Annotated in this window: 23 protein-coding genes and 1 riboswitch; of the genes, 15 read left to right on the top strand and 8 right to left on the bottom strand. The window is 67.5% G+C overall.

Annotated features, from left to right (window positions below):
- Positions 1 to 45: 45 nt before the first annotated feature.
- Positions 46 to 846, top strand: coding sequence for a recombinase family protein (locus MPPM_RS01195; RefSeq protein WP_096483153.1), 801 nt, complete (start codon positions 46 to 48; stop codon positions 844 to 846).
- Positions 847 to 943: 97 nt separating this feature from the next.
- Here the strand turns inward: MPPM_RS01195 and MPPM_RS01200 are convergent, their stop codons facing one another.
- Complete coding sequence (locus MPPM_RS01200) at positions 944 to 3,160, bottom strand: TonB-dependent receptor (protein ID WP_096483155.1); 2,217 nt, start codon at positions 3,158 to 3,160, stop codon at positions 944 to 946.
- A 124-nt stretch (positions 3,161 to 3,284) separates the two neighbouring features.
- A riboswitch (cobalamin riboswitch) is annotated at positions 3,285 to 3,479 on the bottom strand.
- 153 nt (positions 3,480 to 3,632) lie between these two features.
- Positions 3,633 to 4,229: a hypothetical protein gene (locus MPPM_RS01205; RefSeq protein ID WP_096483157.1), complete on the bottom strand. Its 597-nt coding sequence runs from the start codon at positions 4,227 to 4,229 to the stop codon at positions 3,633 to 3,635.
- A 134-nt stretch (positions 4,230 to 4,363) separates the two neighbouring features.
- Between MPPM_RS01205 and MPPM_RS01210 the strand changes: the two genes are divergently transcribed.
- Complete coding sequence (locus MPPM_RS01210; protein WP_096483159.1) at positions 4,364 to 4,834, top strand: (2Fe-2S)-binding protein; 471 nt, start codon at positions 4,364 to 4,366, stop codon at positions 4,832 to 4,834.
- 14 nt (positions 4,835 to 4,848) lie between these two features.
- The gene (locus MPPM_RS01215; protein ID WP_096483162.1) at positions 4,849 to 7,074 is read left to right on the top strand and encodes a xanthine dehydrogenase family protein molybdopterin-binding subunit; all 2,226 of its coding nucleotides are present in this window, start codon (positions 4,849 to 4,851) and stop codon (positions 7,072 to 7,074) included.
- A 207-nt stretch (positions 7,075 to 7,281) separates the two neighbouring features.
- On the opposite strand, the gene MPPM_RS01220 is transcribed toward MPPM_RS01215, so the two are convergent.
- On the bottom strand, positions 7,282 to 7,824 hold the full coding sequence (locus MPPM_RS01220) for a gamma carbonic anhydrase family protein (protein ID WP_096483165.1): 543 nt from the start codon (positions 7,822 to 7,824) through the stop codon (positions 7,282 to 7,284).
- Between the two features lie 315 nt (positions 7,825 to 8,139).
- Here MPPM_RS01220 and MPPM_RS01225 point away from each other — a divergent pair, with 315 nt between their 5' ends.
- Positions 8,140 to 8,439: a hypothetical protein gene (locus MPPM_RS01225; RefSeq protein ID WP_244573442.1), complete on the top strand. Its 300-nt coding sequence runs from the start codon at positions 8,140 to 8,142 to the stop codon at positions 8,437 to 8,439.
- A gap of 105 nt (positions 8,440 to 8,544) precedes the next feature.
- On the opposite strand, the gene sucD is transcribed toward MPPM_RS01225, so the two are convergent.
- From sucD to MPPM_RS01245, 4 genes are read right to left on the bottom strand one after another with little or no spacing between them, the layout of a single operon-like run.
- On the bottom strand, positions 8,545 to 9,456 hold the full coding sequence (gene sucD / locus MPPM_RS01230; protein ID WP_173807860.1) for a succinate--CoA ligase subunit alpha: 912 nt from the start codon (positions 9,454 to 9,456) through the stop codon (positions 8,545 to 8,547).
- Complete coding sequence (locus MPPM_RS01235; RefSeq protein ID WP_096483167.1) at positions 9,453 to 10,631, bottom strand: succinate--CoA ligase subunit beta; 1,179 nt, start codon at positions 10,629 to 10,631, stop codon at positions 9,453 to 9,455. Before MPPM_RS01235 ends, sucD begins: the two co-directional genes overlap by 4 nt.
- Complete coding sequence (gene sauS, locus MPPM_RS01240; RefSeq protein WP_096483170.1) at positions 10,628 to 12,130, bottom strand: acylating sulfoacetaldehyde dehydrogenase; 1,503 nt, start codon at positions 12,128 to 12,130, stop codon at positions 10,628 to 10,630. The genes MPPM_RS01235 and sauS overlap by 4 nt, the downstream gene beginning before the upstream one ends.
- Positions 12,131 to 12,189: 59 nt before the next feature.
- Complete coding sequence (locus MPPM_RS01245) at positions 12,190 to 13,497, bottom strand: MFS transporter (RefSeq protein WP_096483172.1); 1,308 nt, start codon at positions 13,495 to 13,497, stop codon at positions 12,190 to 12,192.
- A 236-nt stretch (positions 13,498 to 13,733) separates the two neighbouring features.
- On the opposite strand from MPPM_RS01245, the gene MPPM_RS01250 reads away from it, so the two are divergent.
- The 10 genes from MPPM_RS01250 (at position 13,734) to MPPM_RS01295 (ending at position 24,056) form a co-directional block, all read left to right on the top strand.
- Complete coding sequence (locus MPPM_RS01250) at positions 13,734 to 14,597, top strand: LysR substrate-binding domain-containing protein (RefSeq protein ID WP_096483174.1); 864 nt, start codon at positions 13,734 to 13,736, stop codon at positions 14,595 to 14,597.
- A 129-nt stretch (positions 14,598 to 14,726) separates the two neighbouring features.
- The gene (locus MPPM_RS01255) at positions 14,727 to 14,942 is read left to right on the top strand and encodes a hypothetical protein (RefSeq protein WP_173807861.1); all 216 of its coding nucleotides are present in this window, start codon (positions 14,727 to 14,729) and stop codon (positions 14,940 to 14,942) included.
- Positions 14,943 to 15,116: 174 nt separating this feature from the next.
- A protein-coding gene (locus MPPM_RS01260) for an IS630 family transposase (protein WP_096483176.1) occupies positions 15,117 to 16,063 on the top strand; the annotation gives its coding sequence in 2 pieces (ribosomal slippage) (positions 15,117 to 15,453 and positions 15,453 to 16,063; 948 coding nt in all).
- A gap of 223 nt (positions 16,064 to 16,286) precedes the next feature.
- Positions 16,287 to 17,969, top strand: coding sequence for a GMC family oxidoreductase (locus MPPM_RS01265; protein ID WP_096483178.1), 1,683 nt, complete (start codon positions 16,287 to 16,289; stop codon positions 17,967 to 17,969).
- Positions 17,966 to 19,354, top strand: coding sequence for an MFS transporter (locus MPPM_RS01270; RefSeq protein ID WP_096483180.1), 1,389 nt, complete (start codon positions 17,966 to 17,968; stop codon positions 19,352 to 19,354). The genes MPPM_RS01265 and MPPM_RS01270 overlap by 4 nt, the downstream gene beginning before the upstream one ends.
- A gap of 95 nt (positions 19,355 to 19,449) precedes the next feature.
- Positions 19,450 to 20,520, top strand: a complete 1,071-nt coding sequence (locus MPPM_RS01275; protein WP_162296282.1) for a YeiH family protein — start codon at positions 19,450 to 19,452, stop codon at positions 20,518 to 20,520.
- Between the two features lie 59 nt (positions 20,521 to 20,579).
- Complete coding sequence (sorA, locus tag MPPM_RS01280) at positions 20,580 to 21,785, top strand: SorA family sulfite dehydrogenase catalytic subunit (protein WP_096483184.1); 1,206 nt, start codon at positions 20,580 to 20,582, stop codon at positions 21,783 to 21,785.
- A gap of 59 nt (positions 21,786 to 21,844) precedes the next feature.
- Complete coding sequence (sorB, locus tag MPPM_RS01285; RefSeq protein ID WP_244573443.1) at positions 21,845 to 22,144, top strand: SorB family sulfite dehydrogenase c-type cytochrome subunit; 300 nt, start codon at positions 21,845 to 21,847, stop codon at positions 22,142 to 22,144.
- A 99-nt stretch (positions 22,145 to 22,243) separates the two neighbouring features.
- Positions 22,244 to 23,533, top strand: a complete 1,290-nt coding sequence (soxC, locus tag MPPM_RS01290; RefSeq protein WP_096483186.1) for a sulfite dehydrogenase — start codon at positions 22,244 to 22,246, stop codon at positions 23,531 to 23,533.
- Entirely contained in the window at positions 23,520 to 24,056 is a 537-nt protein-coding gene (locus MPPM_RS01295) for a c-type cytochrome (protein WP_096483189.1), read from the top strand. Before soxC ends, MPPM_RS01295 begins: the two co-directional genes overlap by 14 nt.
- A gap of 64 nt (positions 24,057 to 24,120) precedes the next feature.
- On the opposite strand, the gene xsc is transcribed toward MPPM_RS01295, so the two are convergent.
- Entirely contained in the window at positions 24,121 to 25,896 is a 1,776-nt protein-coding gene (xsc, locus tag MPPM_RS01300; protein WP_096483191.1) for a sulfoacetaldehyde acetyltransferase, read from the bottom strand.
- Between the two features lie 221 nt (positions 25,897 to 26,117).
- Here xsc and MPPM_RS01305 point away from each other — a divergent pair, with 221 nt between their 5' ends.
- Positions 26,118 to 26,894, top strand: coding sequence for an IclR family transcriptional regulator (locus tag MPPM_RS01305; RefSeq protein ID WP_096483194.1), 777 nt, complete (start codon positions 26,118 to 26,120; stop codon positions 26,892 to 26,894).
- The last annotated feature ends 10 nt before the right edge of the window (positions 26,895 to 26,904 follow it).

The raw sequence follows: 26,904 nt of genomic DNA on the forward strand, positions 1-26,904 counted from the left end.
GCCGGCACGACGTTCCCTCACGGACGCAAGAGCGGCCCAGCGCCAATGTCCCCAGGTCCCTACGTTTCCTATCTTCGATCCGCCGGTACCGGACCGGCGACCTCCAGCCTAGCCTCTCAGCGCGAGGCGGTCTCGCGCCATCTCGGCCGCCGCGGTCGGCTGGTCGACGAGGTCATCGAAAGCGCGGCCGATCCGCAGCAACCCGGCCTGCAGGCGGCGCTCTCCCTGTGCCTCCGTCACGGGGCGACGCTCCTCATGGCCGAACTCGATCCGCTCAGCGAGGATGCCGATTTTCTTCGACGTCTCAGCCGCGACCTGCGCGCGCGCGACCTGCGGTTTTCGGCCGCCGACCGTCCGGAGGTCAGCGAGCACACGCTCGGCATCATGGCCGCAGTGGCAGAAGCCGAGACGCGTCTCGGCGTCAGGCGTACGCCGGAGACGATGGCACGGCGCCGCGAGTTCTACGCGCGCTTCACGGCGGACCGGCAGGTGACGCCCGTGACCGTCGAAACCGGCGTTTCGATCGCGGGTTCGCCGCGCCCCCTGGCGGAAAGTCTGAATCGCGGCGAGGCCACGTCGAGAAGCCGAGAGCGGGCAGCGGAGGTGGCGCCAATCCTCAGCGAGATCCGCGCGGCCGGCGCGCTCACCCGGGAACAGGTCGCCAACGCCCTCAACGCCCTCGGCATCCCTTCCGCGAGGGGGAGCCGCTGGTATCCGATGCAGGTCACGCGCATCGAGAAGCGCCTTGCCGCTGCGGCGGCTCGGGAGGGCGCATGCCCAGGAGGCTCGCACCCCGCCCGTCACCGATCCGCTTCGGAACGGACATTCGACGGGCAACGGACCTGAAACGGGATCGACAGGCGGCTGGTCCCCGACACAGGGCAAGGGCTCGTCCGCCGAGCCGGACCGACGCGCCCGGCTCGAACGGGAGGGGCCGGCGTTCTCAGAACGTGACGGCGTATGCGACTTCGACCGAGCGCGGGCGCCCCAGCAGCCACGCCGCCGAACTCCCGGTCACAGGATAGACCTTGTCGAGCAGGTTGTAGGCCCGCACGCTGAAATGCGAAGTCTCGCTGACGCGATAGTCGATGCTCGCGTTGACGACTTCGTAGGCCGGCCGCCGGGCCGTGTTGGCGAAGTCGCTGAAAGTCTCACCGACGAACTGCACACCGGCCCGCGCTTCCCAGCGCGGCGCAAAGGACCAGCTCAGCCAGAGATTCGCCACGCGCTCGGGAACGTTGATCGGCTGGTTTCCGGCGAAGTTGACGGCCGTGCTGCCGACAGCCTGCTGGAAATCGTCGTACTGCGCGTGAAGCAGCGCGATGTTGCCCTCTACGCGCCAATTCTCCCACAGGCCGAGCGAGGCGAACGCCTCGACACCGTGCGAGGATTGGCTGCCGACCTGAACCGAGACGGACGGCCGCAGCGGATCCACCGTCAGCAAGTTGTCCTTCTTGATCCGGTAACCGGCCAAGGTGAACTCGCCGCGGCCTTCCCAGAACGACTGCTTGTAGCCGATCTCGATTTGCTCGCCGGTCGAGAGTTTGAAATCCTTCTGCGCCAGCGTCAGGGTGATCAGGGAATTCACCGGGTCGACGGCGGTGGCGTAGCTTGCGTAGAGCGAACTGTCCGGCGTTGGGTTGTAGACCGCACCGAAGCGATAGCTGAGCGCGCTGAAATCCTTGGTGAATCCGGCCGACGGGCTGCGTGGATCCTCCCGGCGGACCGTGGGCGCGTCATAGCGCACGCCGGCGATCAGCGAGAGCTGATCGGACAGCACAAGACGGTTCTCCGCAAAGAGCGAGTACTGATTCGAACTGGTGAGATAGCCAAGCGTGGTCGGGTCGAGGCTGGAAAAGATGCCCGGACTGAAAACGAACGGGTCGACGCTGGTTTCGCCGCGATAGGGCGAGTTGTTGGTGTGCGAGAACTTGATGTGGTTGACGTCGAAGCCGGCGACGAACTCGTTGCGCAGGCCGAACAGCTCGCCCTTGAAGGCGGCATCGAAGCGATTGCCGATCTGTTCCTGATTATGGAAGATCTCGATCGGGCTGGTCCGGCGGATCAGGCCTGTGCTCGGCACGAAGGCGTAGCTCTCGACATTGCGCCAGTGCCGATCCGACACGAGACGGTACGCCGTATTTCGGATCGTGATGTCGGCGGTGGGCGTCCACTCGGTCTTGAACTGGGTCCAGTTGTCCTCGAAGACGATGCGGCTGTCGTTGACGTTGTAGTTGTTGAACCGGGTTCGCGGATCGATCCGGCCGCCGATCAGCGGGGTGCCGAAGTAGCGCAACGGTTCTTGGTAGCCGTAATCGTGCGACAGAGTGAAGGCGAGGTCGGGCGTGGCTTGGTAGAGCACAGCGCCCGAGACCGCGAGATTGGCGAAGTCGCCGTTCTGGCGCAGCCAGCCGTCGGCCTGATTGGCGCTGACGTTGAGGCGGTAGAAGACGTTCTCGCCGATGGGTCCACCGCTATCGATGGCAAGGCGCTTCACGCCGTCCGATCCGAGAGCGGCGCGTGCGGCGTTGATCGGGACGGCGACCGGCTTCTTGGGCACGACGTTGATGACGCCGCCGATGGCGCCGTCGCCGTACAGCACGGAAGCCGGCCCGCGCAGCACCTCGATGCGATCGACGTTCCAGGTGTCGAACGGGTAGGTGATCGTACCGGCGCCGACATAGAGCCGGGTTCCGTCATAGAGCTGCATGACCGAATTGACGCCGGCAAAGCCGCGGGAAGTGTAGGCGCCGAGACCGTTGCCGGGCGCGCCGATCGTCGTGATGCCGGCGGCGTTCTGGGTGATCGCCTCCTGCACCGTCTCCTGCCCGCGCTCGCGGATCTTCTGGCCCGGTATGATCTCGACGCTCGCGGGCGTCTCCAGCGGCGAGAGGTCGAGGCGGCTGCCGCTGCGGCTCGGTGCGGTGAGATTCAGCCCGGTCGGCGCCGCCGTGTAGGGCGTGCGCGCCAGAAGCCGTGTGCCGGACCCGGTCCCTTGTACGGCCAGCTCCTCCAGCGCGACGGCATGCGGCTCCGTGGTGATCGCCGCGCGCTCCTGTGCCGCGAGAAGGGTCGAGCTCAGAGCGAGAGCGCCGGTCGATAGCAAAAGCGCAGCGGGCAGACGCTCGGCGGGCGAGCGGGTGCGAAAAGCAGGCAACATGGTACGAGACGCCTCGGGCAACGGCAGTGGCACGTCACCGCGAACGAGGCCTCGGCGCACCGCCTCCTCTCGGGAATGGCGGGGCTTCGACACCCGCCAGGACACCCCGCCCGACGCGTTTCGCGTGTGACCACGACTGACGGCAGGTCTCCTGGCTCGCGGGTCGCTGCCCTCTCACCGTCTTCCCGGGCGAGGCTGCCCAGTGACATGGTGGCGGAAGGCTCGCCGCTCACAGTTGCGGGGGCAGCCGCGGCATCGGGTTACCCCTCACCGCGTTCCCTTTTGATCCCCGAAGGGAACCGTCGAAGCCTAGCTATTCGCCGCCGGAAGGTGCTGTCAATTCCATCTCGGCCAGCGGATGCCATGTCGATGGGGCTAACGATGCGGCGCGAGGGAATGGGTGCGCCGAATCCGACGTCGTGCCGGCCGCGCTTTACTTCTGAGGCACTGGCCCAAATCGCGGGCACAGCAGCTACGGCGTGCGGCCCGGCGGCAGGATCATCGCCGTGTCCGGGTCTGACACGTCACCCTCCTGCTGCTGTTCGAGCGTCAGCTTCGTGGCCAATTCGGGCGTCTTCCCTTCCCCCATTTCCCGAGTCGCAGCGACCTGCTTCTCGCGCGCCTGTTCCGGTGTGAGTTCGCCCCGAACCACCGACCGGGCGAGGTTCAGGCTGAGCACGTTCCCGGCTTCACTTTCACCGAAGGCCGTGAGCGTGCCTCGGGTCCGATCCGGGATCACGCTGCCGTTGAAGGTCGCCACTGCGCTGTAGAGGTTGAGCGGCACTTTGTAGGGAAGGATCTGCTCCACGACGTCGCTGTGCTTGGCCGGAAAATCGTGCTCGGCCCCCACCTTGTGCACCACGGTTCGGATCCAGGGTCCATTACGGTGCCAGATCAGCAGAGTCGCCGTCTGCTCCTGCGGAGGGCCGTACTTCTCCACCAACGCCGCCGCGGCCTTGCGTGCGGGCTCCGGCCAATCCTGCGCGATCGGTTCGGCGGCGCCGGCGCGGCCGGCTCCCAGAACAAGCGCGACGGCGAGGGCCAAACGGCGGGAGCCGGACGAGAACATGGAACCTCCCTGGCGGCGCCGAGCCGGATCGGGCCGCTGCGAAAATGAGACGCTGGCTGCGATCCGGTCGCGTTGCCCCGGCCCCGCGCCGGGTATAGGCCCAGCATTCGAGAATAGTTCCAGGGAGACGCCCGATGGCGCAGCAGATGTCGCTGGACGTGAACGGGAACGCGACGCGCGTGACCGTGGATGACCCCGAAACACCGCTTCTCTACGTGCTGCGCGACGATCTCGGCCTGCACGGCCCGCGCTTCGGCTGCGGCCTCGGCCAGTGCGGCTCCTGCACGGTGCATATCGACGGGCAGGCGGTGCGCTCCTGCATCACCCCGGTTTCCGGCCTGAAAGCGGGGGCGAAGATCGTGACCCTCGAAGGCCTCGGCGGCCCGGACAAGCTCCACCCGGTGCAGGCAGCCTTCATCGAGGAGCAGGCGGCGCAGTGCGGCTACTGCATCAACGGCATGATCATGCAGTCGGCGGCCCTGCTCAACGAAACGCCGAAGCCCGACGAGGCGGCGATCCGGCAGGCGCTGGCACAAAACCTCTGCCGCTGCGGCACCCACCTGCGGATCGTGCGCGCCGTCCAGCGCGCCGCCGGCACGCTCTGAGGGAGGTTGCAGCGATGAACGCGCCCACACTTTCCCGCCGAAGCCTGCTCCTCCAGGGCGGCGCCCTGGTCGTCGGCTTCTCGCTCAGCGGCCGCGACGCCCTCGCGCAGCAGGTCTTCGCGCCGGTTGCCACCAACGGCTTCTCGAAGCCGGTTGCGCCGGATCAGGTGGACAGCTTCCTGGCGCTGGGCGCCGACGGGCGCGCCACCATCTTCTCCGGCAAGGTCGATCTCGGCACCGGCATCAAGACCGCGCTGGCGCAGATGGCCGCCGAGGAACTCGACCTGCCCCTCGATCGCGTCAGCGTCGTACAGGGCGACACCGCCCTGACCCCCGACCAGGGCCCGACCTACGGCAGCCTCTCGATCCAGAAGGGCGGCGTCGAGATCCGGCAGGCGGCCGCGACCGCGCGGGCCCGCCTCGTTCGGCTCGCGGGCGAACGCCTCGGCCTGCCCGCCGAGGCGCTGGTGAGCGAGAACGGCACCGTGCGGCCGAAGGCCGGCGGACCGGGCCTCACCTATGCCGAACTCGTCAAGGACGGGCGCTTCGACCTGAAGATCGATCCCGCCGTCGCCACCAAGGATCCGGCGGCCTTCGCGCTCGTCGGCAAGTCGGTGGCGCGGGTCGACATCCCGGAGAAGATCACCGGCCGCTTCACCTACATGCAGGATTACCGGGTGCCCGGCATGGTGCATGCCCGCGTCGTCCGCCCGCCGGCCATCGGCGCGGAACTGCAGAGCGTGGACGAGGCCTCGGTCGCGGGCATCCCGGGTCTGATCCGTGTGGTGCGCCAGGGCAATTTCCTGGCGGTCGTCGCCGAGAAGGAGTGGGCGGCCGTGAAGGCGGCCGGGCAGCTCAAGGCGACGTGGTCGCGGTGGGAAGGCCTGCCCGAGCAGGACAAGCTCTGGCAGCATGTCCGCGCCACCAAGGTGACGAAGGACGACGTCACCAGCAGCACGGGCGATGCCGAGGCGGCGCTCGGCCAGGCCGCGCGCGTCCTGGAGGCGAGCTACGACTTTGCCATCCACACCCACGGCTCGATCGGGCCCTCTTGCGCCATCGCGGAGTTCAAGGACGGGCTGCTCACCTGCTGGACCGCCTCGCAGATGACGCACGCCCTGCGCAAGCAACTCGCGGCGATGACCGGCCTGGCGCCGGAGGCGGTGCGCTGCATCTACGTCGAGGGCTCGGGCTGCTACGGCCGCAACGGCCACGAGGACGCGGCGGGTGACGCGGCGCTCCTCGCCCGAGCGGTCGGCCGGCCTGTGCGCGTGCAGTGGTCCCGGGCCGACGAGCACGGCTGGGACCCGAAGGGACCGCCGACGCTGATCGACCTGAAGGCGGGGCTCGACGGCCAGGGCAACGTCGCCGCCTGGTCCTCGCAATTCCACGTGCCGGAGGGCGCGGCCGGCAACGTGCCGCTGGTGGCGGCCGATCTCGCCGGTCTGCCGCATGAGACCACGATGTCGCCGGGCAACATCATCCAGAACTCGGCGCTGCCCTACGCCTTCCCGAACGTGCGTACGGTCTGCCACCGCCTGGCCACGACACCGTTCCGGCCCTCGTGGATCCGGACGCCGGGCCGGATGCAGAACACCTACGCCAACGAGGCCTTCCTCGACGAGTGCGCCGCGGCCGCGGGCGCCGATCCGCTGGAATACCGCCTGCGCGCCCTCAAGGATCCGCGCGGCATCGAGGTGCTGAAGCGGGTGGCAGGGATCGCCAAGTGGCAGGCCCGGCCCTCGCCGGCGAAGGAGGCCTCCGGCGACGTCCTGCGCGGGCGCGGCCTGTCCTACGTGAAGTACGAGCTGAATCGGACCTACGTGGCCGGCGTGGCCGAGGTGGAGGTCGATCGCCGGACCGGACGGGTCCGCGTGCCGCGCTTCTTCGTGGCTCAGGACTGCGGGCAGATCATCAACCCGGACGGCGTGCGCAACCAAGTCGACGGCAACGTCATCCAGACCGTGAGCCGCGTGCTGATGGAGGAGGTGACGTTCGACCGGGGCGCGGTGACGAGCCTCGACTGGGCGAGCTACCCGATCCTGACCTTCCCCGACGTGCCCGAAGTCGTGATCGACCTGATCGATCGGCCGACCGAGAAGCCGTGGGGCGCGGGCGAGCCCTCGGCCGCCATCGTGCCGGCGGCGATCTCGAACGCGATCTTCGACGCGACGGGCGCGCGCGTGCGTTCGGTGCCGTTCACGCCGACCAAAGTGAAGGCCGCCCTCCAGGCGACCTGACAGGACGGCCGCAGCGGTCTCCGGCTCCGAGCGCCCGCTCCGCGCATCGCGCAGCGGGCGCGCGTCTCCGTGCGACGCTGTCGGCTCGGAGGGGGTGACCGAGCGGAAGCGTCCGTTCCGCCTGGACCGCTCGCAGCGCCACAGGGTCGAGCGAGTCCGCACGCCGATCCGCCACGCCTCGATCCACCCCTTCGGGGGCGGAGCGCCTCAAGGGAGGTCCGGCTCGACGGGCACCAAGTCTTTCAGAAAGCGCTGGCCGTTGCGGACGTACTGCTCGGCCACCATCCGCGTCATCGCGGCGATATCCATATCGCGGGTCGGCACGGCCTTGGCGGGAACGCCGACGATGAGGCTGCCGTCGGGAAACTCCGCGCCCTCGCGGACCAGAGCATTCGCACCGACGAGGCAGTTTCGGCCGATGCGGGCTCCGTTGAGCACCGTGGCGCCCATGCCGATCAGGGTGTCGGCGCCGATCGTACAGCCGTGAACGATGGCACCGTGCCCGACGGTCACGCCCGCTTCGATCGTGAGCGGGAAGCCCGGATCGGCGTGCAGCACTGCCCCGTCCTGGATGTTGGTGCGGTCGCCAATCTCGATCGGATCGTTGTCGCCGCGGATCACCGCGCCGAACCAGATGCCGACATCGAGGCCGATCCGCACCCGGCCGATGACGTGGGCGCCCGGGGCGATCCAGATCCGGTTCGCATCCGCGATATGCGGGGCGTGCTCGCCCAAGCGATAGAGCGCCATGGTCCGTCCCTCCTGATCGTGTCCGCCTCTTCCCGTCCGGCGCGAGGAGCCGACCGGTCGGGCGCGGTGACCGATACCGCGATCCACCCTGCGGGTGATGTCGAGACACGGCAATAGGCCGCGAAATATGCCGAGATTTCCACGCGCCCCGACCTTGAAGCCGAGCCGGGGCAGCCCGTCCTTGCATGGGCGATTTCCGCAGGAAACCGGGCTGCTGACGACAGAAGGAGAAAACTTCTCTCAGGGGGGCGCACGGGAGAAGAAGTCTCTCGAACGCGCAGGAAATACGAAAAACGCCGCCATTGTTTCAGGGTTATGCTCGACCGATCTGTAAAGCTGTCTTTCGGCCTCTCCGCAGCCCAGTCGGCTGCCATCCCACCGGTTGCCATGCGTCCCGTTCAGTTCGACTCCTTCGGCGAGCCCGTCGCTCAAGCGATCGACGAAGAGCCCACCACCGCATCGCGCATCGCCCTGCGATCCGGAGTCGGCTTGTTCTGGGCGGCGGTGGTCGCGATCGTCGCCGCGCGGGCGATCTATTTCGATCCGGCCGTGGCGGAGAAATTCAGCAGCGTCGCCGCGCTGTTCGGGCATCTCAGAACCGTCGTCGGTGTCTGAGCCCGCCGCGACAAGTATCCGTCATCTGGCACTAAGGCGCCGCGGTGGATTCGCGGCGCCTTTTCGTATGGGATTTTCCCGCCGCGGGAGCCCCCGAGAGCGGCGTCAAGCCGGGAGGGCGTGAGCCGTAGACCGGGGCAGTCCGTTGCCCGGGCCGGCGCCGAGCAGGCCCGAGATCTCGGCCGGGGTGTCGGCGACGGCGACGCCCGCCGACTCAAGCGCACGGCGCTTGCCCTCGTAGCTGCCCAGAGTGCCGGAAACGATCGCGCCAGCGTGCCCCATCTTCTTGCCGGGCGGCGAGGCGCGTCCGGCGATGAAGGACACGACGGGCTTCGCCATGCCGGCCGCGTATTCCGCCGCCGCTTCCTCCATCGCGCCGCCGATCTCTCCGACGAGCACGATGGCGCGGGTGCGCGGGTCCTCGTCGAGGGCCTGAAGAGCGTCGCGTGTCGTCGTACCGATCATCGGATCGCCACCGATGCCGAGGAAGGCCGACTGACCGAGACCCGCGCGGGTGAGGTTGAGGCAGATCAGTGTGCCGAGGCTGCCGGATCGCGAGATCACGCCGATCTGGCCCGGCTGGAAGATGTTCGGGTTATGCCCCGGCATGATGCCGACGAACCCCTCCCCCGGCGTGACGATCCCGGCGGTGTTCGGTCCGATGATGCGGGTCCGGTGCCGCGCCGCTGCGTGGTGAATCGCGATGACGTCGAGTGAGGGAATATGTTCCGTCAGGATCACCACCGTCCGGGCCCCGGCCTCGATCGCATCAAGGGCGGCCTCGCGGGCCATGGCCGGCGGAATGAACATCACCGCCACGTCGAACGGGCTCTCGGCCCTGGCGGCCTGCGCCGTGGCGTAGACCGGCACCCCGAGATGCTGCTCGCCCGCTCGCTTCGGATTGACGCCGGCGACGACCTGCGTGCCGCACTCCATCATCTTCTGGGTCCAGAAGGTGCCCTGCTTACCGGTGATGCCCTGAACGAGCACGCGGGCGGTTTGACGATAGATGATCATCGGGCGGCTCCCCCGCTCGCTTGCGCATGTGTGACCGAGCGTTCCGCCGCGTGGGCGGCATCGACGGCCGCCTGGACCGCATCCTCCATGAGGTCGAAGGGCTCCTGGCCGAGCCCCTCTCGGACGAGACGGACCGCCTCGTCCTCGCCGGTGCCGTGGATCGAGAAGAAGACGGGGATGTCCGGAGCGAGCCGCTTCCAGGCCGTGACGACGCCCTCGGCCATCACATCGGTCCGGGCGAAGGCACCGCAGAAATTGACGACGAGGCTTTTGACCCCGGGATTGGAGAGCACCAGCTTTAGCGCGGCTTCCGACTTGGTGTAGGCCTCGCCGCCGATCTCCAGGAAGTTCGCCGGACGGCCGCCGCAATGGCTGATCACGTCCATCGTCGTCATGGTCAGCCCGGCGCCGTTGGCGAGCACGCCGACATCGCCGTCGAGCTGGATGAACTTGAGCCCGTTGGCGGCTCCCTCACGCTCGAGGTCGGTCATCGGCTCTTCCGCCGCCGACCCTGCGAGATCGGTCTGCCGGAAGGCGGCCGAATCGTCGAGCGTGAGCTTGCAGTCGAGCGCGACGACGCGGCCATCGGCGAGGAGCGCGAGCGGGTTGATTTCGATCAGCTCGGCATCGATCCTGCCGCTCGTCGCGTAAAGCGCGACAAGGATGCCGACGACCTGTTCCTCGGCCCCCGAAAGGTCGAGGCCCGACAGCATCGCGCGGGCTGTCGCCGCGTCGAAGCCGCTGTCGCGATCGACTCGGTGGCGGCGCAGAGCGTCCGGACGCGTTGCGGCCACCTCCTCGATGTCCATCCCACCCTCGGTGGAGAACAGGACCATGGGACACCGGCTCGCGGTGTCGATCAGGATCGCTGCGTAGAATTCGCGGGCGATCCGGGCCTGCTCCTCCAGCAGAACGGAGCCGACAACGTGCCCGTCGATCTGCATGTCGAGGATCTGCGCGGCGCGGTCGCGCGCTTCCTCGTCCGTGCTCGCCGGCTTGATGCCGCCGGCCTTGCCGCGCTTGCCGGTCGGCACTTGCGCCTTGACCATGCAGGGGCCGAGTTCGGCGAAGGCGGCCTGCGCCTCCTCCGGCGTGCGGCAATGAACGGCGCGCGGGATCGGGATGCCGGCGGGCGCCAGGACCCGCGCCTTGGCGACGTGCTCAAGAAAATTCATCGCGCGGACTCCGTCTGCCCGGCAGATTCAGCCTCGTACCCGATCCGCTTCCAATGCGGTCCGAACAGCTCCTGCTCGGTCGGCTTGTCCTCCGGGATCGGCGTGACGAGGTGGGTGATGTTGATCATGTGCCGGTAGCTCAGGTTCTCGGAGATCGAATTCTTCTGCCAGGAGCCGCACCCCATGCTGAGGGTGAAGCCGAGGCCGGAATTGAAGCCGCCGCCGTTGCCGAAGGTGTGAGCGAAGTTCACGAGGACCCGCACCACATCGAGATCCTCCGCGAGCGTGCGGGCGCGGTCCATGTCCGTGGTGTGCAGTCCGCAGGAATGCCCCTTGCCCTGATGCTCGAGGATCGCGCGCACGCGCTCCTTGGCGTCCGCGAAATCACTGGCGCGGTAGACGGTGAGCACGAGGGCGAGCTTCTCGCCCGAGAGCGGATAGTCCCTGCCGATGCCGGTCTCCTCGACGAGAAAGAAGCGCTTGCCTTGCGCCTGAGCGGGCAGATCGAAGGCGCTGGCCAGGACGTCGGCGTCGCGGGCGATGAGGTCGCGGTTGAGCTTGCCCTTGACCCAGAGCCGCTCGATCACGCGCTGGCGCTCCTCCGGCGTGCAGCGATAGGCGCCGGCCCGCTCCAGGGCGGCGATGGCCGCGTCGTAGACCGCATCGACGATGACGACGGCGTTCTCCGACGAGCAGGAAGTCGAGTTGTCGAAGATCTTCGAGTCGCGGATCCGCGCGGCCGCCGCGTCGAGATCGGCGGTCTCGTCGATGATCACCGGCACGTTGCCGGCACCGACGCCGATGGCCGGCGTCCCGCTCGAATAGGCGCGGCGGACATTGTCCTGCGAGCCGGTCACGACGATGAGGTCGCAGGACTTCATCAGCGCTTCCGTCGCTTCTTTCGTCACCGGCGCGGGGAGGATCTGGACCAGATCCTCGGCCAAGCCGATCGCGGCGAGCTCCTGCCGCATCAGATCGACGATGCGGGCGGTGGTGCGGTAGCCGAGGGGCGACGGGGCGATGACGATGGCGTTGCGGCCCTTCAAGGCCATCATCGCCTTGTTGACCGGAGTCGCGCCTGGATTGGTCGATGGCGTCACCGCGCCGATGACGCCCATCGGTTTGGCATATTTCACGAGCCCCCGCGCCTCGTCGCGCTCGATCACGCCGACCGACGGGGCACGCAGCAGATCGCGCAGCGTGCCGAAGGTCTTGCGCTGCTTCTTGATGATCTTGTCGGCGACGTTTCCGAGCCCGGTATCCTCCACCGCGAGCTCGGCGAGTTCGCGGGCATGTTTCGGGTTGTACAGGGACCAGGCCAGAGCGCGCACGGCGGCGTCCGCGGTCTCCTGATCGACGTGCGCGAAGGTCCTCTGCGCGGCTCTGGCCCGCGCCATCACGGCATCGACGGAGTCTTGTTCACCGGGGTTCGACGGGATGGGAGCCGGCTCCTGCCGTTCGCTGGAGCGCTCCGGGACCTTGAGACGAGCGACGGACATCGCGCGGATTCCTCATGCGGCTGTCGGGAGGGAAGGCGAAGGGAGAGAAGAGCTTGCGGTCAGGCACTCGGCCTGACCGCCGCCGGAGCTGTGACGACGGGCTGCGGCGGCTCGACCTCGTCCAGGAACGGGTCGTCGGGACGCATGCGCAGGGCGAGCACCGCACCGAGGAGGAGCAGGCCGAGGGAGGCGACGAACGGAAGGTCCCAGCGGCCGGTCGCGTCGATGATGGCGCCGAACACCACCGGCGAGATCATTCCGGCGAGGCCGAAACCGAAATTCATGAAGCCGGAGGCGGTCCCGGAATGCTGGGGCGCGATGTCCATCGGCACGGCCCAGATCGGCGCGACGATCAGTTCGGCGAAGAAGAAGGCGCCCGACAGGCACAGCGTGATCGTGAGGAGATCCGTGACGAACAACACCGGCAGCATGAACAGAAAGGCGCCGAGGAAGCCCACCACGATCACGCTCACCCGTGCTTTCGAGACACTGCCGGTCCGCCTCAGGATCCGGTCGCTGACGATGCCGCCGACGGTGTCTCCGACCACTCCGGCGAAGAACACTCCTGAGGCGAAGATCGCCGACTTCTTGATGTCGAGCTGGTATTGATGAAGGAAGTAGGATGGGATCCAGTTGAGGAACAACCACAGCGTCCAGCCGTAGCAGAAGTCCGTCATCGTCACGGGCATCATGCGCTTGAAAAGACGCCGCCACGGCACGGCCTTGCGCTCGCCGGCGATCTTCACGGTCGGAAGGGCCGCGATTTCCTCCGGCGTGACGTGCTTGTGGTCGCGCGGATCGTCACGGAAGTACCAGAACCAGAGGGCGACCCAGGCGAAGCTGATCAGGCCGACGATGACGAATGAGTCGCGCCAGGACAGCGCGACGATGAGAAAGGCGATAAGCGGCGGCGTCAGCGCGTTTCCGAGCCGCGCGAAGGCGTGGGTGATGCCTTGTGCGAAGCCGCGCCGGTCCGCCGCCATCCAGTTCGCCAGCGCTCGCGTCGCGGTCGGGAATGCCGATCCTTCGCCGATCCCGAGGATGAAGCGGGCGATGACGAGCGAGACGGCCCCCTCGACGAAGCCGATAGCCACAGTCGCGGCCGACCAGATCGCGCCGCAGATCAGCAGCGTCATCCGCGGTCCGAGACGGTCACCCAGCCAACCGCCGGCGATTTGAAAGAATGCGTAAGGGTAGGCGAAGGCAGAAAACGCAAGTCCGAGCTCGAAATTGGTGAGTCCGAGCTCCTTCTGCATCGCCGGCGCCGCTGTGCCGATGTTCACCCGATCGATATACGTGACCAGATACATCAGACAGATAATCAGCAGCACGCGGTCTGTGGCTTTGAAGCGTACAAGCCTCAGCATTCTGCCCTCCTGCCGAATTGCGTCAGACTTCTCCGGCCTGCGCGCAGTATCGCGCGATGGACGGGGAAGTCCCCGACATCTGTTGAGCGTTCCTCGTCTTCAGGGCTGCGGATCGTTCAGGATCTTTGATCGTCCTGAATCATGGCTTGTCCGGCCCCACGTTTTTACCCTACCGATTGCCTCCGCATCGGAGAAATTTATTCTCTGCATCGGGATCATGCAGGATATTTATCATTATGATTCCGGATCTCGAGATCCCACTGCTTCGAACCTTCGTCGCCGTGGTCGAAACCGGCAGTATAACGCTGGCTGGCAAGCAGGTCGGCCGCACCCAGCCGGCGGTCACGCACCAGATCCAGCGTCTGGAGCGGGCGCTCGCCAAACCCCTCTTTCAGAGCGATCGGCGCAATCTCACTCTGACGCGCGAAGGGGAGATGCTACTCGGCTACGCCCGGACGCTTCTCGGTCTCAACGACGAGATCCGGGGGCGTTTCGAGGCGCCCGACATCACCGGTCGCGTCCGGCTCGGCGTGCCCGATCTCTACGCCGCGTTCCTGCTGCCGTCGGTGCTGAGCGGATTCTCGCGGGCTTACCCGCAGGTCGAGATCGAGCTGCGGTGCTCGCGAAGCGTGAACCTGCACGCGGCACTCCAGCATGAGGACATCGACATCGCCCTGATGACGCGCCAGCCCGAACTCGGCAAAGGCCCGGTCGTGCGCGAAGAACCACTCGTCTGGGTGGCGGCGCGGGAATATGCCGTCGCACCGGAGGGCGCCCTGCCCCTCGCCCTGCTGCCGGCCGGAAGCGTCTACCGGCAATATGCCCTTGATGCCCTTGGCCAAATCGGCCGGTCTTGGAGCGTCGCGGCGGTCAGCGACAGCATCGCCGGTCTTCAGGCCGCTGTCTACGCGGGGCTTGCCGTATCGGCTTTTCCACTCTGCGCCCTTGGCCCGAATGTACGCCGCCTCGGCCGCGCCGAGGGGCTGCCCGAACTCCCGAACCTCGAAATCGTCCTGCAGCGCAAGCCCAGCGGAATCGCCGCTGCCGCCGAGCATCTGGCCGAGTACATGGTAGCGGGTATCGGCAATGTCGGACGCTGAGGGAGCTGCGACGCACACGCGCTGCGCATGTGAGACAGGTCTCACATGTGCCGACGGCACGGCGCCGCACGTTGCGTTGCACAATTTTGCGAATTAGATTGCGTGCATCGCATCAATTTCCGTTTGATCATGCCGCCCGTCGAGCGTCTCCGCCAGATCCTGCCTTTCGCCGCGGCGGTCTATCTCGCTTTCAGCGTGGCCCAGCTGCAGGCGGTCCAACCGGCGTTCGCCGGCTCGCATAACGGTGTCTCGGTCGCGTCGGTGCTCTCCGGCCTCAAGTGGCACATGCTCGAAATCGCCAAGAACGAGCAGGCTGAAATGGCCTTCGGATATCCCGGCAACTGAGTCGCCGGCATGCCCGCTCGGGCAGGCCGACCCAAGAGCCGGTATTCGACGCCGCTCGGTGCTCTATCCGCCCCGCCACCTGCCTCGTCGCGGGTCGTGATTGCCTAGAGCGGCATCCGAGCGCGCTGAAACGGCTGGCGGGGTGATGAGGTTGGTCGGTGAAGGAGAGCGCCGATGTCCTCAGCCTTGTCCGTCGATCTGCGAGAGCGCGTGGTCCATGCCGTCGAGGCTGGGGCGTCCCGGCATCAGGCGGCTGAACGCTTCGGGGTCAGTCTGGCGAGCGCCAGCCGCTGGTGTGGGCAATGCGCCCGGGAGGGCCACGTCGCGCCCAAGCCGATGGGCGGAGATCAACGCTCGCACCGGATCGAGACGCAGGCCGACCTGATCCTGTCGCTCTACGAGGCGCAGCCCGGCATCTACCTGCATGAACTCCGTGCGGCCCTGGCCGAGCGCGGCGTCAGCGTGGCTCAGAGCAGCCTTTCGCGCTTCTTCAAGCGCCATGGGATCTCGCGAAAAAAAGCACGGGCCACGCGGCCGAGCAAGACCGGCCGGACGTGAGGGCTGCGCGCGAGGCGTGGTTCGAGGGCCAGCTCGACCTCGATCCGGATGGCCTCGTGTTCATCGACGAGACGGCCGCCAACACCGCCATGGCCCGCCGCTACGGACGTGCGCCCCGCGGCGAGCGCTGTCGGATGAGCGTGCCTCAGGGCCACTGGAAGACCACCACCGTCACGGCGGCCTTGCGCAGCAACGGCATCACCGCACCGTGGCTGCTCGACGGTGCGATGAACGGGCAGGCCTTCCGCACCTATGTGGCCGACGTGCTTGCCCCAACCCTCAAGGCCGGCGACACCGTCGTGCTCGACAACCTGCCGGCCCACAAGGTCAGCGGCGTCCGCGAGCGTATCGAGGCCGTGGGAGCCCGGCTGCTCTACCTCCCCGCCTACAGCCCCGACTTCAACCCGATCGAGATGGCCTTCGCCAAGCTGAAGGCGCTGCTGCGCAGCGCAGCGGCGCGGACCATCCCGGACCTCTGGGACGCCATCCGACGCAGCCTGTCCCGCTTCGCGCCAGCCGAGTGCCGAGCCTACTTCGCCGCAGCTGGCTACGATGCAACCTGATCGGATGCCGCTCTAGACGCGCAACGACCGCAGCGCTCGGTCGCCCCTCCCGCTCGCGCCCTGAACGTGCCGAGTGGCCGCGCGAGAACGCGGCCAAGGTCGTCGGCATGCATTGACACTCGGCCCTAATTCTCATTCAATCGAACATAACGTTCCGCTTTTCGAGACTTTGTACTCGGAGCGAGGCGAAATACGAGGAAACGCAGTCGGCGAGGTGCAGGCGATGGCTGTCGCCCCCTACGACTTCATCGTTGTCGGCGGTGGGACCGCGGGATGCGTCCTCGCCAACCGCCTCTCGGCCGATGGCCGGAATCAGGTGCTGATGCTGGAGGCGGGTCCGCGCGATCGCTCGCCCTGGATCCATCTTCCCATCGGCTACGGGAAGACGATGTTTCACAAGTCCCTGAACTGGGGCTTCTACACCGAGCCGGAGCCGACCATGAAGGATCGGCGCATCTACTGGCCGCGCGGCCGGACACTCGGCGGCTCCTCTTCGATCAACGGTCTGATCTTCGTTCGCGGGCAGCGCGAGGATTACGATCATTGGGCCGCACTCGGCAATGCCGGCTGGGCGTGGAAGGACGTGCTGCCCTACTTCATCCGCTCCGAGCACAACACGAAGGGCGCCGGCCCCTTTCATGGCGCCGATGGACCGCTCTGGTGCTCCGACATCGAGCACCGGCATGAATTGATCGAGGCGATCATCGCAGGGGCGAACGAACTCGGCGTGCCACGCACGAGCGACTTCAACACCGGTGATCAAGCGGGCGTCGGCTATTACCAGCTCTTCACCCGGAACGGTCGGCGCTGCAGCACCGCCGTCGCCTATCTTCGCCCGGTACGGGGACGGAAAAACCTTCGGGTCGAGACCGATGCGCAGGCCGCCGGCCTGATTCTCGAAGGCCGCCGCGTCGTCGGCGTCCGCTATCGCCGGAACGGCCGGATGCTGGAAGCGCGCGCCGGCACCGAGGTGATCCTGGCCGCCGGCGCCCTCCAGAGCCCCCAGCTCCTGCTGCTGTCCGGCATCGGGCCGGGAGAGGAGCTCTCACGCCATGGAATCGCGGTCGCGCACCCGCTGCCCGGTGTCGGCGCAAACCTGCAGGACCATCTCCAGATCCGGCTGATGTACCGGGTCGCCAAGCCGATCACGACCAACGACGATCTGCGCACGCTGGCCGGCAAGGCGCGCATCGGCCTGCAATGGCTCCTGACCCGCAGCGGTCCCCTGGCGGTGGGGATCAACCAGGGCGGCCTATTCACCCGCGTGATGCCGGGTCCCGGCACGCCGGACGTGCAGTTTCACTTCGCCACGCTCTCGGCCGACATGGCTGGAGGTGCGCCGCATCCCTGGTCCGGCTGCACCTTCTCTGTCTGCCAGCTGCGCCCGGAATCCCGCGGTACCGTCACCCTGCGCAGCACCGATCCCTTCGCGGCGCCGGTGATGCGGGCCAATTATCTCGCCACCGAGACCGACCGACGCTGCACGGTCGAAGGCATGAAGTTCGCCCGCCGCCTCGCCGCGACGTCGCCGCTGCGAACGCTGCTCACCGAGGAGGTGAAGCCGGGTCCCGGGACCGAGGGCGACGACGCTTTGCTCGACTTCGCCCGCGCCTCGGGCGCCACGATCTTCCATCCCTCGGGGACCTGCAGGATGGGCTCGGACCCGCTGGCCGTGACCGATGCCCGCCTTCGCGTCCACGGTCTCGGCGGCCTGCGGGTCGTCGATTGCTCGATCATGCCGACACTCGTCTCCGGCAATACCAGCGCGCCCGTGGTCATGATCGCAGAGAAGGCCGCCGACATGATCCTGGCCGATGCACGGGCCGGATCGGCCATCGCCGTCGATCCGGTCGCGACACAGTCCAGCCCGCGTCCTCAGACGGCGCGAGAAGGGAGTCCGGCATGACGACGCGGCAGACGTCGCCCGATCGAGGCGGTCTCGGCCGCGTCGTCACGGCTGCACTGATCGGCGCGACGATCGAGTGGTACGACTTCTTCCTCTACGGAGTGGTCGCAGGCATCGTCCTGAACAAGCTGTACTTTCCCGCCAGCGACCCCCTCGTCTCGACGCTGCTCGCCTATTCGACCTTCGCGGTCGGCTTCGTCACCCGGCCGCTCGGCGGCGTCATCTTCGGGCATTTCGGCGACCGCATCGGCCGCAAGAGCATGCTGGTGATCACCCTGATGCTGATGGGCGTGGCGACCTTCCTGATCGGACTGGTGCCGACCTACGCGCAGATCGGGATCGCCGCCCCGGTCCTGCTGCTGCTGCTGCGCATCGTCCAGGGCATCGGGCTCGGCGGCGAATGGGGCGGGGCCGTGCTGATGGCGTTCGAGTATGCGCCGCCGGAAAAGCGCGGGCTCTATGCCAGTATCCCGCAGATCGGACTCGCGCTCGGGCTTTGCCTCGCCTCGGGCGTCGTCGCGGGCCTCTCCTACGGGCTCGACGACGCGCAGTTCCTCGCCTGGGGCTGGCGACTCGCCTTCCTGCTCAGCGCCGTGCTCGTCGCCGTCGGCGCCTACATCCGTCTCAACGTGATGGAGACGCCGGAATTCGCTCGGGTGAAGGAGACGAACCGCGAGGCGGCGATCCCCTTCGTCTCGATGATGCGCGAGTTTCCCGGCAACGTCATCGCCGGCATGGGCGCGCGCACCATCGACGGCGTGTTCTTCAACATCTTCGCCGTGTTCTCGATCGGCTATCTCACCGGCACGGTGGGCGTGCCGCGCACGCAGGCGCTGCTCGGCGTCACGGCCGCCGCGCTCCTGCTCTGCCTCACCATCCCTCTCGCCGGCTGGCTTTCCGATTACCTCGGCCGCACCCGCGTCTACGCCTGGGGCTCGCTGCTGACCGGCTTCTCGGCCTTTCCCGCCTTCTGGATCTTTCTGAACAGCGACGGCAGCATCGGGGCGATCTGGCTCGCACTGATCGTGCCGTTCGGGATTCTCTACGCTTCGGTCTACGGGCCGGAGGCGGCCCTGTTCTCCGAACTGTTTCCGGCGCGGGTGCGCTACACCGGGATCTCCTTCGTCTACCAATTCTCCGGCATCTTCGCGAGCGGCCTCACGCCGATCATCGCGACCGCTCTGCTGCAATACTCGGGCGGAGACAAGCCGTGGCTGGTCTGCGCCTATTGCGCGCTTGCGGGACTCGTCAGCGCCGCCTCAGCGATCTGGATCGGCCGCGCGGCGCGCCGGCAGCCAGATGTCGAGCCGATAAAGGCACCGATCGAGTCCGCGTCTTCGATCCCACTGGCCCGAAGAACGTTCCACAATACGGAGCGCATATAGAAGATTGTTCCAACAATGTCGTGCAAGGCAGTTAGGTCTTGCTATGAAGGCGGTGGGAAGGCGATGCCGGTATCCGGTGTCGAGGGACGACGATGTTGCAGACGAACCGCTTGTCGAAGCCGCCGGAGTCCCGCTTTTCGCTTTTGCGTCTCCGAGAGCTGGCGCCCGGGATCGCGCTGTGCCTCGCGGTGACGCTCGTCTCGATCGGATTGCAGCACCTTGAAGAGGCCGCGTTCGAGCATCCCTACATCGAGGCACTGGTGATCGCGATCCTGCTCGGCATGGCGATCCGGACCTTCTGGGTTCCGAGCCCGCTCTGGCGCTCCGGCATTGCGTTCAGCGCCAAGCAGCTTCTCGAAGTCGCGGTGATGCTGCTCGGCGCCTCGATCAGCTTCGCGGCGATCGTCGCGTCGGGTCCCGTTCTCCTCGCGGCGATCGTCGCCACCGTCGCGGTCACCATCGCCGCGAGCTACGCGATCAGCCGCCTTCTCGGACTCGCCGTGCGGATCTCGATCCTCATCGCCTGCGGCAACTCGATCTGCGGAAATTCGGCCATCGCGGCCGTCGCCCCGGTCATCGGCGCCGACAGCGACGACGTCGCGTCCTCGATCTCCTTCACCGCCATCCTCGGCGTTCTGATGGTGCTCGGCCTGCCGCTGCTGATCCCGCTGCTCGGCCTCGGCGCCGCCCAGTACGGCATCCTCGCCGGCCTTACCGTCTATGCGGTGCCGCAGGTTCTCGCCGCCACCGTCCCCGCCGGGCTCGTCGCGACGCAGATCGGAACGTTGGTCAAGCTCGTGCGCGTGCTCATGCTCGGCCCCGTGGTCGTCGGCCTTTCGCTTCTAGCGCCCCGCTTCAGCGCGGCCGCGGCGGAGTCCGGGCGCGCACGGCGCTTCGATCCGTTCAAGCTGGTGCCCTGGTTCATCGTCGGCTTCCTCGTGCTGGCCGCGTTCCGCTCGCTCGGGCTGGTGCCCGACGTCGCGGTCGGTCCGATCACGCGGGTCGCCGGCACGCTGACCGTGGTTTCGATGGCCGCCCTCGGACTCGGCGTCGATGTTCGGGTGATCGGACGCGTCGGCGGTCGAGTCACGGCGGCGGTGACGCTGTCGCTCGTGCTGCTGCTGCTGATCAGCCTGGGGCTGATCCATCTGCTTCGGCTCGGCTGAGCGACGCCGCGGAGAACGGCGGATCCGAGAACGAGATCCGCCCGCAAAAGGAGGAAACCATGTTGCATCGACGCGCCCTGTTGCGCGGCGCCGGCTCCGCTCTGCTCGCGGGCGCCGCGGTCGGCCGGGCCCACGCCGCACCATCGGATCGGATCGCGCTCCCCTTCGGCAATGGCGAGCGCCCGCTCGTGGCCTATCCGGGCAAGCGCCCGCTGATCCAGATGACGAGCCGGCCGCCGCAACTCGAGACGCCGTTCTCGGTCTTCGACGAGGGCACGATCACGGCCAACGACGCCTTCTTCGTGCGCTACCATCTCGCCGGCCTGCCGGGCGAAGTCGACCCCGACGCATTCCGTCTGGAGATCAAGGGCGAGGTCGACAAGCCGCTCAGTCTCTCGCTTGCGGAGATCAAGGCGTTCGGCCCCGTCGAAGTCGTGGCGGTCAACCAGTGCTCCGGCAATTCGCGGGGCTTCTTCGAGCCGCGGGTCGCCGGCGGGCAACTCGCCAACGGCGCCATGGGCTGTGCCCGCTGGAAGGGCGTGCCGCTCAAGGCCGTGCTCGACCGCGCAGGCGTGAAGGCGGGGGCACGGCAGGTGATGTTCGAGGGCCTCGATGGGCCCGTGCTGGAGAAGACGCCCGACTTCGCCAAGGCGCTCGACCTCGATCATGCCCGCGACGGTGAGGTGATGCTGGCCTACGCCATGAACGGCGAGGATTTGCCCTTCCTCAACGGCTTCCCGCTCCGCCTCGTCGTGCCGGGCTATTACGGCACCTACTGGCTGAAACACCTCAACGCTATCACCGTTCTCGACACCACGTTCGAGAACTTCTGGATGAAGCCGGCCTACCGCATCCCGGACAATGCCTGCGGCTGCACCGAGCCCGGCAAGGCGCCGACGGCGACCGTCCCGATCAACCGCTTCACCATCCGCTCCTTCATCACCAACCTGACCGACGGCGCCACGGTGACGGCGGGAGCCGAGACCACGCTGCGCGGCATCGCCTTCGACGGCGGCTACGGCCTGACCGAGGTTCTCGTCTCAGGCGATGACGGACGCAGCTGGAGCGCGGCCCGCCTCGGGCGGGACGAGGGCCGCTACGCCTTCCGGGGATGGGAGACGAGCGTCCGGCTTCCGGCCGGCGAGCACAGGCTGCGGGTCCGCGCGCTGAACCGGATCGGCCAGTCGCAGCCGCTCGAACCGCTGTGGAATCCGGCTGGCTACCTGCGCAACGTCGTCGAGACGACGCGTGTCACTGCAGTCTGAGGGAGGGGTCCGTGATATCTGACACACGAGCGATACGATCGGCCGGGCGGACTGCACGCTTGGGCCTTGCCGCCCTCACCCTCCTTTCAGCCTCGGCCTACTTCCAGGCTGCCGGGGCCGGACCGGTCACCTACGACCTGCCGGAGGATACGGCGAAGCTCCGCCCCGGCCCCGGTGTCGAGGTCACCGAGGCTCACTGCCTGACTTGCCACTCGCCGGACTACATCGCCATGCAGCCGCCGAAGAAGGGCCACGCCTTCTGGACCGCCGAGGTCACGAAGATGATCAAGGTCTACGGCGCACCGATCGGAGAGGCCGACGCCAAGGCGATCGCGGATTACCTGGCGGCGTCCTACTGATCGTCGGCGCGGACGGGTCCGGGTCCCCGACGTCCTCTGAGGGGCCGCGCGATCCGGCCGCTGCCGCGCCGTGACCCGCAGGAATCGGAGGAGGGAACGATGAGCGACGAAGCAGGACCGGAGGTGATCCGGCGGGAGCCGCGTTCGCGTCGGCAGATCCTGGCGGCGGGGTCCGCCCTCGTCGGCGGGGGAGTTGCCGGCATGGTCGCCCGCCCGGCCAGCGCCGAAACGGCGGCGGGCGCCGAGAATGCGCCGCCGCACGTGCCGCGCTGGATGAAGGAGCCCGGCGCGGATGTCGGGAGCCAACTCTACGGCCAGCCCTCGGAGTTCGAGAAGGGCGTCATCCGCAACGTGCCGAAGAACGGCAAGCAGTACACCTCCGCGGCGAGCCGCACACCGCTGCAGGATCTCGACGGCATCATCACCCCGAACGGGCTGTTCTACGAGCGCCATCACGGCGGCATCCCCACCATCGATCCCGCCCAGCACCGGCTGATGATCCACGGCCTGGTCGAACGGCCGCTGCTCCTGACGATGGATGAGCTGCGCCGGTTTCCGACCGAGTCGCACATCTACTTCCTGGAATGCTCCGGCAATCCGGGCTTCGAAGCGATCAAGCAGGGCAGAACGGCCTCCGACCTCGTCGGCTTGGCGAGCTGCTGCGAATGGACGGGCGTGCGGCTCAAGACCATCCTCGACGAGGTCGGCCCGAGGCCTGGAGCGCAATGGGTCGTCGCCGAGGGGGCCGATGCCGCCGCCCTCACCCGCAGTGTCCCGCTGGAGAAATGCCTCGACGATGCGCTGCTCGTCTTCAGCCAGAACGGCGAGCGGCTGCGCCCGCAGCAGGGCTACCCCGTCCGCCTCCTGCTCCCGGGCTTCGAAGGCAACATGAGCGTGAAATGGCTCCGGCGCCTCAACGTCGTCGCCGAGCCCGCCTACTCGCGGGAGGAGACGGCTAAGTACACGGATTCGATGCCCGACGGCACGGCGCGCCAGTTCACCTTCACCATGGAGGCCAAGTCGATCATCACGCGGCCGTCCGGTACGCAGCGGATCGCCGCCGGCTTCAACGAAATCACGGGACTGGCCTGGAGCGGGCGCGGACGCATCAACCGCGTCGAGGTGTCGGTCGATGGCGGCACTACGTGGCAGCCCGCTGTCTTGCAGCAGCCGGTCCTGAGCCGGGCCTTCACCCGCTTCCGCTATCCATGGGCCTGGGATGGCCGGCCGACCGTCATCCTGAGCCGCGCCACGGACGAGACCGGCTACGTGCAGCCGAGCTTCGCCGATCTGACTGCGATCCGCGGCATGAAATCCTTCTACCACAACAACGCGATCGTTCCCTGGCGGATCGCCGCCGACGGCGAGGTGTCCAATGGCTACGTCTAGACGCGCCCGGTTCCTCGCGCTGTCCGTGGCGGTGCTCGCGTCCTCGGCTCAGGCCGAGGGCCGTTTCGGTTTCGGCCGCGCGCCGACCGCCGAGGAGATCGCGGGCTGGAACATCGACATCGACCGCGACGGTCGGAAACTGCCGGCGGGCCACGGCAGCGTCGTGCAGGGCCGGGCCCTGTTCGAGGCCCAGTGCGCCAGCTGCCACGGCATGAAGGGCGAAGGCGGGATCGGCGACAGGCTCGCCGGCGGCCAGGGCTCCCTGGCCACGGCTCAGCCGGTCAAGACGGTCGGCAGTTTCTGGCCCTACGCGCCGACTTTGTTCGACTACATTCACCGCGCCATGCCGATGAACGCGCCACAATCGCTGAGCCCCGACGAGGTCTACGCGGTCGTCGGCTATGTGCTCAACCTCAACGGCCTCGTTTCCGACGACGCGGTGATGGATGCCGAGACGCTCCGGGCGGTGAGGATGCCGAACCGGGACGGCTTCGTGCCCGACCCGCGGCCCGACATGCGCTGAAGGACATCGCGACGAAGCGGCCCAGGATCTCCAAGCATCGAGGTCCCGGGCCCGTTGCGATGGATCAGGCCGAGCGCTGGGGACGCATGTCGCCGCGATCGATGCCGGCGACGACGACCGGCTTCTTCATCGCGTCGCGGCGGAAGGGTTCGCCGAGCTCCTGGTTGAGCATCACTTCGATGAAGGTCGTCACGCCGTCGGCCTGTGCCTCGCCCGCCTGCTGGATCGCTTCGGTGAGCGCCCGCTGCGTCTCGACGCGCACGCCCCGGAAGCCGCATCCTTCCGCGATCTTGGCGTAGCTGAGCTTGGTGTCGAGTTCGGTGCCGACGAAGTTGTTGTCGTACCAGAGGATGGAGTTGCGCTTCTCGGCGCCCCACTGGAAATTGCGGAAGATCACCATGGTGATCGCCGGCCACTCGTCGCGGCCGATCGAGGTCATCTCGTTCATCGAGATACCGAAGGCGCCGTCGCCCGCGAAGCCGAAGACCGGCAGGTCCGGGCATCCGATCTTGGCGCCGATGATCGCCGGGAAGCCGTAGCCGCACGGGCCGAACATGCCAGGCGCCAGGTAGCGCCGGCCCCGGTCGAAGGTCGGGTAGGCATTGCCGATGGCGCAGTTGTTGCCGATGTCGGTCGAGATGATCGCGTTCGCCGGCAGGCCGGCCTGGATCGCGCGCCACGCCTGGCGCGGCGACATCTTCTCGCTCTCCCGCTCGCGCGCCTCGACATTCCAGTTCGTGCCCTCGTCGTCGTCCTCGTGGTCGAGCGAGGACAGAGCCTGGGCCCAGGCGGATTTGGTGCGGTGGATGAGCGCCTGCCGCTCCTCGCGGCCGGCATTGCCCGCCGCCGGGGCAAGCTGTTGCAGGAGCTCGTGCGCGACGTGCTTGGCATCGCCGCAAATGCCCACGGTAATAGGCTTGGTCAGACCGATCCGGTCGGGGTTGATGTCGACCTGGATGATCTTGGCGTCCTTGGGCCAGTAATCGATTCCGTAGCCCGGCAGGGTGGAGAAGGGATTGAGGCGGGTGCCGAGCGCCAGCACCACGTCGGCCTTGGCGATGAGCTCCATCGCCGCCTTCGAGCCGTTGTAGCCGAGCGGCCCGACGGCGAGAGGGTGCGAGCCGGGAAAGGAATCGTTGTGCTGGTAACCGCAGGCCACCGGCGCATCGAGCCGCTCGGCGAGCGCAACGGATTCACCGATCGCGTCGCCGATGACGACACCCGCTCCGTTCAGGATGACCGGGAACTTCGCCTTCGACAGGAGCGCCGCGGCTTCGGCAATCGCCTGTCGCCCGCCGGTCGGCCGCTCCAGCCGGACGATCTGCGGCAGCGGTATATCGACCTGATGCGTCCAGAAATCGCGCGGGACGTTGATTTGCGCCGGCGCGCAGCCGCGCCACGCCTTCTCGATCACTCGGTTGAGCACCTCGGCGACGCGGCTCGGATCGCGCACTTCCTCCTGGTAACAGACCATGTCCTCGAACAGCGCCATCTGCTCGACTTCCTGGAAGCCGCCCTGTCCGATGGTCTTGTTGGCCGCCTGCGGCGTCACGAGCAGCATCGGGGTGTGATTCCAGTAGGCCGTCTTGATCGCGGTTACGAAGCCGGTCACGCCCGGGCCGTTCTGCGCCACCGCCATCGCCATCTTGCCGGTCACGCGCGAATAGCCGTCGGCAATCAGCGCCGCGTTGCTCTCGTGCGCGCAGTCCCAGAAGGTGATGCCGGCTTTCGGAAACAGGTCGGAGACCGGCATCATCGCCGAACCGATGATGCCGAAGGCATGCTCGATCCCGTGCATCTGAAGGACTTTGATGAAGGCCTCTTCCGTCGTCATCTTCATGGCGCGCTCTCCCACCCTGACTTTTTTCGTTCGTCGCGAAGCTCGTTCGTCGGTTCGGATCGCGGCTCCGGACCGTGGCGGTCAGGCCGCTCCGATGCGAAGGGGTACCGAGTTCACCCCAGCGGCGATCCCATCCTCGCCTCCTGGAACCTAGCGCCTGCGCGTCGACGAGCGCAACATAAATCTCGTTTTTTTGCTTTAAACGTTCAGGAAATCGGAATATGAGAGCTGCAGTCATGGATGACGCCGCGGAATCCTCGCCAGCGCTGAAGGCGTTCAGTCTGCTGGAGATCATCGCCGAGATGGATCACCCGCCGACGCTCGCGGAACTGACCGAGGCTGCCAATCTGCCGAAGCCTACCCTGCATCGCTGGCTGAGCATGCTTGAGAGCGCCGATCTCCTGAGGCGGATGCCGGACGGGCGGCGCTACGAGCTCGCAGCACGTGCCACCGCCCTCGCCTTCGCGATCCTGTCGAACAACGCCGGTTCGACGCAGCGGCACCAGATCCTCGAGCGGGTGGTCCGGACACTGGGCGAGTCCTGCAACCTCACGGTTCTCGAGGGCAGCGAGGTAATGTACCTCGACCGTGTCGAGGCCGCCGCGCCGCTGCGGGTCGCCTTCCAGAAGGGATCGCGGGTACCGGCCCACGCCTCGGCGAGCGGCAAGCTGTTCCTGGCGATGATGCCGCCGGCCAAGCGCGATCGCTTGATCCGGACGCTGACGCTGGAACGCTACACCGCCAACACCCTCGCCGATGCCGATGCGCTGCAGAGCGAGCTCGGCCGGATCAAGCGCGACGGCTACGCCTTCGACGACGAGGAGTACTTGTCCGGTCTGTTCTGCGTGGCGGTACCGATCTTCGACCACAACGGGCGCGACTGCATCGCCGCCCTCGCCCTCCAGGCGCCGGTCGTGCGGGTCTCGCGCGCAAACGCGGTCGAACGTCTGTCCACCCTGAAAGAAGCGGCCGAAGCCCTGGCCGTCACGCTGCGATAAGCGCCCGAGG

Source organism: Methylorubrum populi (assembly GCF_002355515.1).
GTDB lineage: Bacteria > Pseudomonadota > Alphaproteobacteria > Rhizobiales > Beijerinckiaceae > Methylobacterium > Methylobacterium populi_A.

What these genes read in the sequence shown, in the direction of transcription:
- MPPM_RS01195 (WP_096483153.1), top strand. Translation starts at nt 46, where the DNA reads ATGTCCCCAGGTCCCTACGTTTCCTATCTTCGATCCGCCGGTACCGGA.
- MPPM_RS01200 (WP_096483155.1), bottom strand. Translation starts at nt 3,160, where the DNA reads ATGTTGCCTGCTTTTCGCACCCGCTCGCCCGCCGAGCGTCTGCCCGCT.
- MPPM_RS01205 (WP_096483157.1), bottom strand. Translation starts at nt 4,229, where the DNA reads ATGTTCTCGTCCGGCTCCCGCCGTTTGGCCCTCGCCGTCGCGCTTGTT.
- MPPM_RS01210 (WP_096483159.1), top strand. Translation starts at nt 4,364, where the DNA reads ATGGCGCAGCAGATGTCGCTGGACGTGAACGGGAACGCGACGCGCGTG.
- MPPM_RS01215 (WP_096483162.1), top strand. Translation starts at nt 4,849, where the DNA reads ATGAACGCGCCCACACTTTCCCGCCGAAGCCTGCTCCTCCAGGGCGGC.
- MPPM_RS01220 (WP_096483165.1), bottom strand. Translation starts at nt 7,824, where the DNA reads ATGGCGCTCTATCGCTTGGGCGAGCACGCCCCGCATATCGCGGATGCG.
- MPPM_RS01225 (WP_244573442.1), top strand. Translation starts at nt 8,140, where the DNA reads ATGCTCGACCGATCTGTAAAGCTGTCTTTCGGCCTCTCCGCAGCCCAG.
- sucD (WP_173807860.1), bottom strand. Translation starts at nt 9,456, where the DNA reads ATGATCATCTATCGTCAAACCGCCCGCGTGCTCGTTCAGGGCATCACC.
- MPPM_RS01235 (WP_096483167.1), bottom strand. Translation starts at nt 10,631, where the DNA reads ATGAATTTTCTTGAGCACGTCGCCAAGGCGCGGGTCCTGGCGCCCGCC.
- sauS (WP_096483170.1), bottom strand. Translation starts at nt 12,130, where the DNA reads ATGTCCGTCGCTCGTCTCAAGGTCCCGGAGCGCTCCAGCGAACGGCAG.
- MPPM_RS01245 (WP_096483172.1), bottom strand. Translation starts at nt 13,497, where the DNA reads ATGCTGAGGCTTGTACGCTTCAAAGCCACAGACCGCGTGCTGCTGATT.
- MPPM_RS01250 (WP_096483174.1), top strand. Translation starts at nt 13,734, where the DNA reads ATGATTCCGGATCTCGAGATCCCACTGCTTCGAACCTTCGTCGCCGTG.
- MPPM_RS01255 (WP_173807861.1), top strand. Translation starts at nt 14,727, where the DNA reads ATGCCGCCCGTCGAGCGTCTCCGCCAGATCCTGCCTTTCGCCGCGGCG.
- MPPM_RS01265 (WP_096483178.1), top strand. Translation starts at nt 16,287, where the DNA reads ATGGCTGTCGCCCCCTACGACTTCATCGTTGTCGGCGGTGGGACCGCG.
- MPPM_RS01270 (WP_096483180.1), top strand. Translation starts at nt 17,966, where the DNA reads ATGACGACGCGGCAGACGTCGCCCGATCGAGGCGGTCTCGGCCGCGTC.
- sorA (WP_096483184.1), top strand. Translation starts at nt 20,580, where the DNA reads ATGTTGCATCGACGCGCCCTGTTGCGCGGCGCCGGCTCCGCTCTGCTC.
- soxC (WP_096483186.1), top strand. Translation starts at nt 22,244, where the DNA reads ATGAGCGACGAAGCAGGACCGGAGGTGATCCGGCGGGAGCCGCGTTCG.
- MPPM_RS01295 (WP_096483189.1), top strand. Translation starts at nt 23,520, where the DNA reads ATGGCTACGTCTAGACGCGCCCGGTTCCTCGCGCTGTCCGTGGCGGTG.
- xsc (WP_096483191.1), bottom strand. Translation starts at nt 25,896, where the DNA reads ATGAAGATGACGACGGAAGAGGCCTTCATCAAAGTCCTTCAGATGCAC.
- MPPM_RS01305 (WP_096483194.1), top strand. Translation starts at nt 26,118, where the DNA reads ATGAGAGCTGCAGTCATGGATGACGCCGCGGAATCCTCGCCAGCGCTG.